Consider the following 12,788-nt stretch of genomic DNA (forward strand, 5'->3'; position numbering starts at 1 on the left):
AGCCGCGCTTAGTCCAGATGGAATTTCTCAAGATCCGTATGCTGGGCCTTGATGTAGCGCACCGTCCCTGTGGAGGACCGCATGACGACGGTGTGCGTGGTGATGTGATGGCGGCCGAAGCGGACGCCTTGAAGGAAGTTGCCGTCGGTTACGCCTGTTGCTGCAAACAGAACGTCGGGGCCAGCCATTTCTTCAAGCGTATATTTTTTCTTGATGTCCTCGATGCCCATGCGATGCGCACGCTCGACCTGTTCGTCGCGCGTGATCACCAGACGGGACTGCATCTGACCGCCGATACAGCGCAGCGCGGCAGCGGCAAGCACACCTTCCGGGGCTCCGCCGATACCAGCGTAGATATCGATGCCGGTTTCATCCGGATCGGTTGTGTGAATGACCCCGGCGACGTCGCCATCGCCGATCAGGCGGATGGACGCCCCGGTGGCACGGATTTCTTCGATCAGGCGGGCGTGCCGCGGACGGTCGAGTACGCAGGCCGTCACTTCATTGACCTTGACACCCTTTTCCTTGGCGACAGCGGCGATGTTGTCTGCAATGGGAGCATCCAGATCGATCAATCCGGCTTTGTACCCCGGACCGATGGCGATCTTGTCCATATAGCTGTCAGGCGCGTTCAGAAGATCGCCTGCCGGAGCCAAGGCGATAACCGCAAGGGAGTTCGGCAGGTTCTTTGCGCAGATGGTGGTGCCTTCCAGCGGGTCGAGAGCGATGTCCACCTTCGGTCCCTGCTTCGTCCCGACGTTTTCACCAATGTAGAGCATCGGTGCTTCGTCGCGTTCACCTTCACCGATAACGACAGTGCCGTCGATGGGCAGGCGGTTCAGTTCGCGCCGCATTGCGTCCACTGCTGCCTGGTCGGCTGCCATCTCGTCGCCATGACCGCGCAACCGGGCTGCCGATACAGCCGCTCTTTCACTGACGCGGGCCAACTCGAGCGTCAGAATACGGTCCAGGCCGCTAGACGGTTGTTTATCAGTATTGGACATCAACATCTCCAGTCTCTCCCCCCGCAAAACGCCTCGGCGGGCACTTGTACGTCAATTCAGTTTTTCAATGCGGATCATCTGGGGCTGTTCGGAAACTACCCCCTTGGACATGATCACGTCCAACGCCTCTTTGATCGCCACTTCAGTGGTTTCATACGTGATCAAAATGACAGGTTGAGGCATGTCCGCATCAAATTTTACAGGAGCGTCCTTATTTGCATGACGCTTCTGGACAATAGATTCCAGCGAGATACCGGCTTCACCCATGCATCGGGCGATTTCTGCGAAGGCTCCGGGCCGGTCGAAAACGGACAGGCGAATGTAATATCCACCTTCATGGAGCCGCATGCGGGCGCGCTGGTAGCTGTTCAGCTCCGCTGCAGGCATGCCAAGGACCGGCGTTTCGTCCCCGCGGGCGATGTCTGCAAGATCGGCCACGACGGACGACGCCGTGGCATTGCCGCCGGCACCTGGACCGACGAGCACGATTTCACCGACAAAATCTCCATCTACCGCAACAGCATTCAGAACACCGTCAATCCGCGCAATTGCCGAGGACTTCGGAACCATGGTGGGATGGACGCGCTGCTCGATACCCGTATCGGTGCGTTGTGCCACACCCAGAAGCTTGATGCGGAAACCAAGTTCGTCTGCGGCCTGGATATCGGCAGTCGTGATGGAAGTTATGCCCTCGACGTAAATATCGTCGCTCGAGATTTCCGTTCCGAATGCAAGACTGGTCAGGATGGCAAGCTTGTGCGCGGTGTCATTGCCTTCGATATCGAAGGTCGGATCCGCTTCAGCATATCCGAGCCGTTGCGCATCCGACAGGCAGTCCTGAAAGCTGATGCCCTCGGCTTCCATCCGGGTCAGGATGTAGTTGCAGGTGCCGTTCAGGATACCGTAGATCCGGCTGATGTCGTTGCTGGCCATGGATTCGCGCAGCGTCTTGACGATCGGAATGCCACCGGCAACAGCCGCCTCGTAGTTGAGGCAGGCATTGTTGGTTTCAGCCAACACTGCCAGCTCCACGCCATGGCGTGCCAGCAACGCCTTGTTGGCAGTAACGACGTGAATGCCTCGCCCCAGCGCGGCACGCACACTTTCCTCTGCCGGACCGTTGTCGCCGCCGATCAATTCGACGAAAATATCAACATCTGCCGTTCGGGCCATTTCAACCGGATCGGTAAACCAGTCAAATGCCGAGACATCTATGCCCCGGTCACGGGTCCTGTCGCGTGCGCAGACCGCCGTAACGGTCACCGCTCGCCCGGTCTTCGTTGCAATCTGCCCGCCGTGTTTTGAAAGGAGCTGCACCACGGCCGCCCCCACGGTGCCAAGGCCAGCGATGCCTACCTTCAATGCGTCTGCCATACAGAAATGAGTCCAGTTCTAATCAACCTTTGGTCCCGAGCGGGATGACGTTGTGCAGCTTTTGGTCGGCTGTTTCAAGGAAGCGGCGGATATTTCTGGCGGCCTGACGAAGTCTTTGTTCGTTTTCCACCAGTCCAATGCGAACGTATTCGTCGCCATGCTCACCGAAACCGATGCCCGGCGCGACAGCCACTTCCGCCCGCTCCAGCAGGAGTTTCGAGTATTCGAGGCTTCCTAGCGACCGGAACTTTTCCGGGATCGGTGCCCAGCAGAACATGCTGGCTTCCGGCGCCGGAATGTCCCATCCGGCCCGTCCGAAACTGTCGACCACAACATCACGTCGCTTCTTGTAGATCTCGCGCGTTTCCCGGATGCAGTCATCGGATCCGTTCAAGGCAGCGGTTGCGGCAACCTGAATAGGTGTGAAGGCGCCATAGTCGAGATAGGATTTCACCCGCGAAAGCGCGGCAATCAGCCGCTCGTTACCCACAGCAAAGCCCATGCGCCATCCCGGCATTGAGAAGGTCTTGGACAGAGACGTGAATTCGACGGTGACATCCATCGCACCGGGCACCTGCAGGACCGACGGCGGCGGGGTCGCGCCGAAATAGATCTCCGAATAAGCCAGGTCGGACAGAATGAAGATGTTGTGCTTGCGGGCAAAAGCGACGACGTCCTTGTAGAAGTCAAGGTCCGCACAGTAGGACGTCGGGTTCGCCGGATAGCACAGGATGATGGCAATCGGCTTCGGTACGGAATGGATCACCGCACGCTCCAGCGCGTCGAAGAACGCCGGCCCGGGTTCAGCGGGAATGTTGCGGATCGAAGCGCCGGCCATGAGGAAGCCGAAAGTGTGAATCGGATAGCTGGGATTCGGGCTCAGAATCACGTCTCCGGGTGCGGAGATCGCCTGGGCCATGTTGGCAAAGCCTTCCTTGGAGCCGAGCGTCGCTATGACCTGGGTATCGGGATCAAGTTTGACGCCGAACCGGCGGCCGTAATAAGCGGCCTGGGCCTTGCGCAGACCACTGATGCCCTTGGATGCGGAATAGCGGTGCGTGCGCGGGTCCTGCACGACTTCGGTCAGCTTGTCGACGATGTGCTTGGGTGTCGGCAGATCCGGATTGCCCATGCCAAGATCGATAATGTCCGCCCCCGCCGCGCGCGCCTTCGCCTTCAAGCGGTTCACTTGTTCGAACACATACGGCGGAAGCCGCTTGATCTTATGGAATTCCTCCATGACGCGAATCCTTAGCGAGTTGACAGTATCAGCTGCGCTCCAATCCCGGGCGCGGCGACGGCGCAGCGGGGCTCTTTTAGCAGTCCGGAAAAAAATGCGCACCCGTCTTTGCGTCGCTAGCCGACTAAATTTGTAGCGTTTTTTAGAACATGATTGCTCTGGCAGTCGTGAGAGAGTGTCGGCGCAGGTCAATCGGCACAAATGTCCTACAAATCGAAGAGAGCGGTTACCAATCTTGAATTGGTGCAGACCTGTTTGCAAACGCCGGCGTTCGCTGCAAATCCGGGCCGATTACCGGCATTCAGATGTACGAAGGAACGAGCACGGCTCGAGGATACAAATGATCAGGCGGCCTTTTTCCGAAGGACAGAGAACCCTGCTCTTTTTGCGTCCTTGATAAGACGGCCATTCGGCGCCAGGTCCATGGTGACGATCTGGGCGCGCCCCTGTTTCTTGGCCCGATGCAGGCCGCCTTCGGCAGCTTCCATGGCCCGTTCCAGAGGAGTTGCAACACTGGCGCTGACCAGTCCGACGCTTGCGGTCACTATCAGCCGGCCGCCGGACGCTTCCTGACATTCCAGCCCGAAGCGCCTGCAGATTCTCTGGGCGGACAGATGGGCCAGTTCCTTGCTGCCTTCAGGCAGGAAGACAGCAAACTCCGCACCACCAACGCGGCCCGGAATTGCATTCTCCGACAGCGTATCCTTCAAGATACGTGCAAAGAGTTGCAGCAATGCGTCGCCCATCGCATGGCTGAAGCGCTCGTTGACGGACTTGAACTGGTCCATGTCGAAAAGGATGACGCTGTACATGCCTTTTGGCGAGGAGTTCGATGCGATCCACTCCTCCGCATCATTGAGCAATGCCCGCCGGTTCGGCAATCCGGTGAGATCGTCCTGAAGTGCCTGCTCCCTGAAACCGTGCAGGGACCGCTCGATAACCATTGAGGCTGGCAGCACGATCGTCATGATGATCGAGAACAGAACGGTGATCAGATAGACGCTCATGAACCCTTCCGCGAAAGTCGACAGGAAGGACGGGAACAGGAGAATGTTCTGGTGGAAGGTGAACCACATGAAACCGGCTGTTTCGACAAGGGTCGTGATGCCCAGCATTCGGGCGGAATAGAGTTTCTCCCGGTTCTCGAAAAACGCCATCCAGACGACCCAGAGGCCGCTGAGGATGAGGACCGATTGCACATAATTCACCCGGGTAAGAAAATCGTCCTTGAACTCGGGAAACTGGTAAAAAACAATCCAGGCGAAGGCGATTGTGGCAAACAGCCAGACATGGCCTCTGCGCCCCAGAAATACGGCAAATCCGCTTCGCCTCAGACCCGTACCGAGAATGACGAGGAAATTCGCGGCCATGATGCTGAACAGGTCCGGAATCGAACCGCGCATCGCGAGGAGAACCGTGCCGCACGCCGCCAGGAACATTCCGGCGGACCACAGGGCCAGGCTTCGCGAACATGCAACACTTCGCCCTGGCCAGAACATGTAAAAAAGGAACAGGATGACGCTACCGGCGAACTCGGCAATCATTATGCAGGTAAACAGTGTCGGTGTATCGAGCGTCATGAAAAAGCAGGCCTTGCGATCATGGCTTGCAGATTAGATCTTCAGTCGTAAAGGAATGATTTAATCGGTATTATTATCAATGCATTATCTTCTTTAGCCATCTCAACTCAGCTCCGGTTGCGTTGAAACACGGCTCCTGCGTCACTGCGACGCAAGCGTTTCCAGATAGGCCTGTGTCTCCTTCCGCTCCTTTGGATTGATGAGGCCGGAAGACTCCCCGGGATTGGCAATTGCACCATAGCCTTTTGGTGCCGGAACGTTGCCATTGCCCTGTCCGGGATTGGTTTTCAGCGCGTCAAACAAGGGCGTTCCGGGTCCGACGGCGCAGGCCGACAGTCCCAAAGCCAGAAGCAGACATCCACCTAGTGCCGATATGGTGCGCATGCGGTTCAACCGTTCCTCCACCAGTTTGGTTCCCCGTCCATCCGATTGTCACAAATTTACTCTAGCCAGAAGGACTGACCGAGGATTGAAATCCAATCGACGGAAACGTTACCTTGTGTCATAAATAGCCGATAGTTCAAAATATCGGCGAAAAAATAACAAGATAACGCGATTGAACAACAAAGGCTCAAAGGCCTTCCCTGGGCCGAATGGGGCAAAATAAACCGGAGGGAACCCCTGCCTATGGCTGATGACCGCGAGCATCCCATGTTGCAGTATATCATCAACAACCCGGAGGCCTTTGCGCAGAATCTGGCAAAGACACTCGAGCAGGCAGGCAAGGCACTCGCGGCCTATATCGAGCCTCGGGAACAAGGCAAGATCACCCACGATTCGACCGATGAGCTGACCGGTGTCGTAAAGACCCTCGCTCAGGTAGGAGAATATTGGGCCTCCGACCCCCAGCGTGCCATCGAAGCCCAGTCGCGCTTGTGGAGTGGCTATATCGATCTTTGGAATTCGTCGCTGAAACGGATGATGGGCGAACCATCGACACCGGCGATCGAAACCCCGGCCCGCGACAAGCGCTTTGCCGATCCGGACTGGGAAAAGAACCAGTTCTTCGATTTCATCAAGCAGCTTTACCTGATCACCAGCAAATGGGCGGAGGACATGGTCCACGACGCCCAGGGACTGGACGAACACACACGCCACAAAGCCGAATTCTACGTCACCCAGATCGCCAACGCCGTATCGCCCTCCAATTTTGTGCTTACCAATCCGGAGCTGTTGCGCCTGACACTGGAAAGCAACGGCGAAAACCTGGTCAAGGGCATGCGGCATCTGGTCGAAGACCTGAAAACCGGCCAGGGCGAGCTGAAGATCCGTCAGACGGATCCGACGAAATTCAAGCTTGGTGAAAACCTCGGCACCACTCCCGGCAAGGTGATCTCCCAGAACGACGTCTGCCAGGTGATCCAGTATTCACCATCGACAGAGGAGGTCCTGAAACGTCCTCTGCTGATCGTTCCGCCGTGGATCAACAAGTTCTACATTCTCGATCTCAATCCGGAAAAATCCTTCATCAAGTGGGCGGTCGACCAGGGCCACACCGTATTCGTCATTTCCTGGGTCAACCCGGATGAACGCCAGGCTCAAAAGAGCTTCGAACACTATATGAAGGAAGGCATTCTCAACACGCTCGACGTGATCAAGCGGGCGACGCGCCAGGAAGAGGTCAATGCCATCGGCTATTGTGTCGGCGGCACTTTGCTGGCTGTGACGCTCGCCTATATGGCGAAGATCGGCGACGACCGCATCAAGACCGCGACTTTCTTCACCACACAGGTGGATTTCACCTTTGCCGGTGACCTGAAGGTGTTCGTCGATGAGGAACAGATCTCGGTGCTGGAAAAGCGGATGGCCGAACACGGCTATCTGGACGGCTCGAAGATGTCGTCGGCCTTCAACATGCTTCGTTCAAACGACCTGATCTGGTCCTATGTGGTAAATAACTACCTGAAGGGCCAGGACCCCTTCCCGTTCGACCTGCTCTACTGGAACTCCGATTCCACGCGCATGCCGGCGGCGAACCACTCGTTCTATCTGCGCAACTGCTACCTGGACAACAAACTGTCCAAGGGCGAAATGGAAATCGGCGGAGAACTGCTGGATCTTTCCAAGGTCACGATCCCGATCTTCAATCTCGCCACCCGCGAGGACCACATCGCGCCGCCGAAATCCGTTTTTCTCGGATCAGGCTGTTTCGGCGGTCCGGTGGACTATGTGCTTGCCGGATCCGGACATATTGCCGGTGTCGTCAATCCGCCGGCAAAGAAGAAGTACCAGTTCTGGACCGGTCCGGAAGCCAAGGGCACGCTGGAAAACTGGCTCAAGAATGCGGAAGAACATCCAGGTTCCTGGTGGCCTTATTGGGACCAATGGATCCGTTCGAACGATGACACCACGGTGAAAGCCAGAAAGCCCGGTGCGAACCGGGTCAAGGTCCTGGAAGACGCGCCCGGTTCTTATGTAATGACCAAGGTGTAAGCTGCACTCTCAAGCCAGCACCGCCGGGTGAACCGTGCACCCGGCGCTCTAGGCGACGTTTCCGTCCTTTTCTTTTCAGCCGAAATGCGCGTCCAGGGGTGTCAGCGTCATCGCCAGCAGCTTGCCGAATTTGCGGGCTGCCATCGGGCGCCCGAAATGATAGCCCTGGACAACTTCACACCGGCAGCTGGCCAGGAACGCCTGTTGTTTTGCCGTTTCCACGCCCTCGGCCACCACGCAAAGCCCGAGCTCCCGCCCAAGGGAAATGATCGCCTTGGCGATACAACGGTCGCTTTCGTCGAAGTCCAGATCGCTGATGAAGCTTCGGTCGATCTTGAGCCGTGTCAGCGGAAAACTTTTCAGTGCGACGAGACTTGAATACCCCGTGCCGAAATCGTCTATCGCAAGCTTCACACCGAGCTGGCGGAAACCATCCATCAATTCAACGGCCTGATCCGCATTCTGGATCAAGAGGCTCTCCGTCAGTTCCAGCTCCAGATAGGTCGCCGGCAGTCCGGTTTCCTCAAGCGCTTCACGAACGTCCGAAATCAGGCTGTCGTCCCGGAACTGGCGGGCGGAGACGTTGACGCCAACCGTGATCGGCATCAGGCCGCTGTCCTGCCACTCCTTGTTCTGCCGGCAGGCCTCGCGTGTCACCCATCTGCCGAGCGGCACGATCAAACCGCTTTCCTCCGCCAGGGTGATGAAATCACCCGGCATCATGCGTCCGAGCGCTGGATGCTGCCAGCGCACCAGAGCCTCCGCACCGACGATGCGTCCGCTGACCAGATTGTATTGCGGCTGATATTCGAGGAAGAACTCACCGTTCTCGATGCCCGTGCGCATTTCCTCCAGAAGCGTCAATTTGTTGACGGACCGTTCCGGACGGGTCTGCTCATAAACCTTGTAACTGTCGCGGCCGGCAGATTTTGCTTCGAACATTGCCTTGTCGGCATTCCTCAATAGCTGTGCCGGGTTGTCCGCATCCTGCGGGTAGCACGCTGCCCCGATGCTGCAGGTGACATGGAACGACAGGTCGTCGATCTGGATCGTCTTGGTGATTTCGTCGCGCAGCCTTGCCATGAACTCGCTCAAGGCGCCTTTCTGCGCCGTGTCGCGGTCGACAATCAGGACAAACTCGTCGCCGCCAAACCGGATGGCCTGGTGGGCACCCTCATGAACGGACATGATCCGTTCCGCAACGATCATAAGCACCTGGTCGCCGATGGCGTGGCCGAAACTGTCGTTGACGAACTTGAAATTGTCGAGATCGACAAAAACGACGGCAATGGGCACGCCGGTTTTGTCGCTTTCCGATACCTTTTCTTCCAGCTTGGTCTTGAATTCCTGCCGGTTCGGCAATCCGGTCAGGACATCGTGATTGGCCAGATAGCGGATTTTGCGCTCGGCGCGGTCACGCTCCACAGCAACGGATGCAAGCCGGGCTGCTTCGAGCGCCAGTTTCAACTCGTGGTCCGTCGGGCTGCGCATGGTCTTTGTGTAAAGCCCGAATGTGCCCAGGACCTTGCTGTCCTTGCCGAAAAACGGCACCGACCAGCAGGACCGCAGGTCGAATAGTGCAACGATGTCGCGGAAATCCTCCCACAGGCCGTCTTTCTGGATGTCTTCGACGATGACGCTCTCACGTCGGAACACCGCGGTACCGCATGATCCCATTTTAGGGCCGACGGGAATACCGTCCGTCTGGTCGACATATTCCTTTGGCAGATTGGGGGCGACGGTCGCCAGAAGATGCTCGCCCGTATCGTCTACCAGCATGATAGAGCCCATTACACCTTCGAGCTGGTTTTCAATGGTCTGCACCAGTGTTGTCAGGACATCCTCCAGAGGCTTGCCTGCAGCGATTTCCTGGAGAACCTTGTTCTGCCCCTGTTGCAACAGCAAGGCCAGTTTTCGTTCGGTGATATCCCGCGACATGCCGACGATACCGACGACTTCACCTTTGCTGTTTGTCACCGGATACTTGGAGGAGGAAAACCATTTCCGCTTGCCATTCGCCAGGATTGAAGGCTCCTCGAAATCGATACGCGGAATATTCGAGGCCATGATCTCCTGTTCGATGGCGTGAAACTTCGAGCCAGTCTCCTCTGGATGAAGTTCCAGATCGGTCTTTCCGATCAACTGCGACGCGTCATTGAGGCCGACATCAAGCGCAACCTGCAGATTTGCCATGACGAAGCGCGATCTTCGATCTTTCACATAGATATAATCGGAGACCTCGTTGAGAAGGGTCTGAAGCCAGTCGCCGCTCAGCCGCAGTTCATCGCTTCTGGCAAGCGTCGCGAGGTGATTAAGCCGATCCAGCTCGGAGGCCAGGGACGAGATTATTTCGCTGTTTTCAGCGTCCCTTACATCCTGGCTTGTTTGAAAGACCATGCCCCAGCCCAGTTGATTGGAATTATCACTCTCAAGTGTTTGACTATTTATGCTGATTTCAAACTAAAAAACAATGAACTGAACAGGACGCAGGCATTTTTACTCATTAGCAATTCGTTATTCATCCAGCCAACTGGCGAACAAGACCAAGTGCATTGAAAGCTCAGCGATTTCTCTACCCGTGATCGTGTCAATTACTTAGGTATAACGAACAGTGATTTAGGTAGTTTTTACGATCCTTGCTGTTGCCTGTGACAGATTGTTGTTTGCCAAGGCGCTGTCTCCCCGGGTAAGATTACCGGATATCCGAAAGGCTGGCTTCAGCATATGCAAACCTCGCAACGTCACCCGAGCCCCCTGGCCCGACCGGCACTGAAAAATGCCAATGGCCTGAGAGCGCCTGTTCTTCTACCAAAGGCCGCCACGGGCAAGCCGGCACCTGCCCTTGCAACTTTCATGAAGATACTTGCACCAGGCATGCTGACGGCCGCATTGTGGACGCAGATCTGGCTCGGTTTCTGGAGCGCGCTTCTGGTTGCAATCGCGGTTCTGGTCTTTGTGATTGCACTGCCAAAACTCATCGGTGAAACCGGCAAGAATTCCGGTTGGGCCAAACAGGTGAGCTTCGGAGAAAAGATCTGGCTGAACAGACTGTTCCTGCCTGTTCCAGCGTCCGACAGTGCCCGCCTGACGACGCTCTATCTCGTTTTCTGGATGGGATCTCTGATTGCCCTTCTGGGCGGTTTCCTGACGTCGCCGATTCTTTCGCTGACCGGCCTGATTGTCGCCTATGCGGCCCAGTTCGTCAGCTTCGGCAAGCTGGTTCAGCTCTACCGGACGATGAAGGAGAAGACTCCACTCTATCGTTTCTGGACCGCCGTTCCGCAAAACGACAATCTTCCGAAAAGCCTCGCACGCAGCAATCGCAACTGATACGCGGTTAGCCTCGTTTTCCGCCGCGTTCCTGTAGCGATTTGCGGCTCAATCGGCCGTGCTCAGCGCCAGGCTCACGATCGCAACCAGCCCAAGCGCGGCCAACGCCGAGAGGCGCTCTTTGTTTGCGATACCGTGACCGAAATCCAGGTCCTGACTTTCGAGTACCCAGTCCCTGCCGGTCAGGAATCTTTTCAGCCCGGCCAACAAGCCGGCTTTCTTGTCCGGAGCCTGATCCCGGTGTTTGCGGGTCAACGTCCCTGCCAGGTCACCATCTTTCAACAGAACCATCGCATCTGTATCGCCGCCAAGCATGGTCCGAACCGCCTGTTTGGCAATGCTGACCGGACTGACGAGTTCGAATGTTGCACCGCCTTCCGGCATTTCCAGTTTCCAGCCCTGCTTTAAAGATCCTCTGCCGCTGATGCGCCCGACGCTCGAACCGGCATCTGTCCTCAAGTCCCAGCTTCCAGCACCGGTTTTGGCCTGACAGTCGAGCGTCCAGAGGAGCTCTCTACCGATGTGAACGCGTGTGAGGCCTCTCATGTGAACCTTGTCCAGCTCGAACACCAAACCGGGAACGTCATCCAGGCTCTCGTCTCCCGCAAACACCTTGAACTGTCTGGCGACACCGGGCGGCAACTCCATGCTGCCCGGCGTTTTCACAAATCGGAGGCTGTGAAGCTTATCCACGATGCGGCTCACCTTTTATCGTCAGCCTGCCTGTTTCCGCTTTTCCGCGAGCAGGCCGATATAGGTCAGCGCGACGCTGGCCCCGGCAATCGACGTGATGTCGGCATGGTCGTAAGCCGGTGCGACCTCGACGACATCGCCGCCCACGAAATTCAGGTCTCCGAGCCCCCTAAGGGTCGAAAGCGCTTCGCGGGACGACAAGCCACCTGCCACGGGCGTTCCGGTGCCGGGAGCAAATGCCGGGTCCAGGCAATCGATGTCGAAAGTCATGTAGGCAGGGCCGGAACCAACCCGCGCCTTGATCCTGTCGATCATGCCGCCAATCCCAAGATGGTCCATCTCATATCCGTAAATGATGTCCAGACCGCATGTTTCAGGTGCGTGGGTCCGGATGCCGATCTGGATAGACCTTTCCGGATCAATCAGGCCTTCGCGCACGGCTCGTCCTGTAAAGGTGCCGTGGTCGATCCGGTCCCCCTCATCGTTCCAGGTGTCCTGATGGGCGTCGAACTGCACCAGGGCAAGTGGTCCGTGTTTGGCCACATGCGCCTTGAGCAACGGATAGGTCACGAAATGGTCGCCCCCGATGGAAAACAGGTGGGCGCCTGAATCCAGGATCCCGGTCGCCTGGGCCTGAATGTGCCCGGGAATGTCGGCATTGCGACCATAGTCGAAGACACAATCGCCATAGTCTACGCAGGCCAACACCTCGAACGGATCCATTTCGAACGGATATTGCGGATCACCGTCGAAAATGGCGGAGGCACGGCGCACACCCTGAGGGCCGAAGCGGGCGCCGGGACGGTTGGAAACGGACGCATCGAACGGGATGCCCCAAACCGCCAGGTCAATCCCCGTCAGGTCCCGGCTGTAGCGGCGGCGCATGAAGGACAGCGCACCTGCATACGTCGGTTCGTGCGAACCGCCCTTGACCGATTTCCCCAGAAATGCGTTGTCGGTTTCCCGCGGCAATTCTGCTGACATGACAATTTCCTTGAAGTCTGGTGTGGCAGGATCTTGATGTACCGCTCCGGATCAGGCGGCACGGACTGCCGGGTGTGTCATTTACCGGACACCCGAGGACGGTAATTCAGGTTTTACCAGCGATGGATCTTCCCGCCAATCCCGTGCAGC

General features: G+C 57.1%; 10 protein-coding genes. 2 read left to right on the forward strand and 8 right to left on the reverse strand.

The features are described 5' to 3' along the window. Positions 1-8 precede the first annotated feature (8 nt). The 5 genes from glpX to ACYQ54_RS22555 form a co-directional block, all read right to left on the reverse strand. Positions 9-1,004 (reverse strand): class II fructose-bisphosphatase, encoded by a 996-nt coding sequence (gene glpX, locus ACYQ54_RS22535; protein ID WP_460086481.1) that lies wholly within the window; start codon positions 1,002-1,004, stop codon positions 9-11. Positions 1,005-1,055: 51 nt separating this feature from the next. Beyond that, complete coding sequence (locus ACYQ54_RS22540) at positions 1,056-2,378, reverse strand: homoserine dehydrogenase (RefSeq protein WP_460086483.1); 1,323 nt, start codon at positions 2,376-2,378, stop codon at positions 1,056-1,058. A 22-nt stretch (positions 2,379-2,400) separates the two neighbouring features. Further along, on the reverse strand, positions 2,401-3,618 hold the full coding sequence (locus ACYQ54_RS22545) for an LL-diaminopimelate aminotransferase (protein WP_460086484.1): 1,218 nt from the start codon (positions 3,616-3,618) through the stop codon (positions 2,401-2,403). A gap of 344 nt (positions 3,619-3,962) precedes the next feature. Next, positions 3,963-5,198, reverse strand: a complete 1,236-nt coding sequence (locus ACYQ54_RS22550) for a GGDEF domain-containing protein (RefSeq protein ID WP_460086485.1) — start codon at positions 5,196-5,198, stop codon at positions 3,963-3,965. A 141-nt stretch (positions 5,199-5,339) separates the two neighbouring features. Next, positions 5,340-5,582: a hypothetical protein gene (locus ACYQ54_RS22555; protein ID WP_460086488.1), complete on the reverse strand. Its 243-nt coding sequence runs from the start codon at positions 5,580-5,582 to the stop codon at positions 5,340-5,342. 243 nt (positions 5,583-5,825) lie between these two features. Here ACYQ54_RS22555 and ACYQ54_RS22560 point away from each other — a divergent pair, with 243 nt between their 5' ends. Further along, positions 5,826-7,631 (forward strand): PHA/PHB synthase family protein, encoded by a 1,806-nt coding sequence (locus ACYQ54_RS22560; RefSeq protein ID WP_460086490.1) that lies wholly within the window; start codon positions 5,826-5,828, stop codon positions 7,629-7,631. A 75-nt stretch (positions 7,632-7,706) separates the two neighbouring features. Here ACYQ54_RS22560 and ACYQ54_RS22565 read toward each other — a convergent pair whose 3' ends face one another. Next, positions 7,707-10,028, reverse strand: a complete 2,322-nt coding sequence (locus ACYQ54_RS22565) for a sensor domain-containing protein (protein ID WP_460086492.1) — start codon at positions 10,026-10,028, stop codon at positions 7,707-7,709. Between the two features lie 456 nt (positions 10,029-10,484). Here ACYQ54_RS22565 and ACYQ54_RS22570 point away from each other — a divergent pair, with 456 nt between their 5' ends. Continuing rightward, positions 10,485-10,961: a DUF6653 family protein gene (locus tag ACYQ54_RS22570; RefSeq protein WP_460086494.1), complete on the forward strand. Its 477-nt coding sequence runs from the start codon at positions 10,485-10,487 to the stop codon at positions 10,959-10,961. Positions 10,962-11,009: 48 nt separating this feature from the next. Here the strand turns inward: ACYQ54_RS22570 and ACYQ54_RS22575 are convergent, their stop codons facing one another. Next, a complete protein-coding gene (locus ACYQ54_RS22575) occupies positions 11,010-11,654 on the reverse strand; it encodes a hypothetical protein (RefSeq protein WP_460086495.1) in 645 nt (214 codons plus the stop codon). Between the two features lie 21 nt (positions 11,655-11,675). Continuing rightward, positions 11,676-12,638, reverse strand: a complete 963-nt coding sequence (speB, locus tag ACYQ54_RS22580; protein ID WP_460086497.1) for an agmatinase — start codon at positions 12,636-12,638, stop codon at positions 11,676-11,678. Positions 12,639-12,788: the final 150 nt, after the last annotated feature.

It is taken from the genome of Roseibium sp. LAB1 (assembly GCF_054658235.1).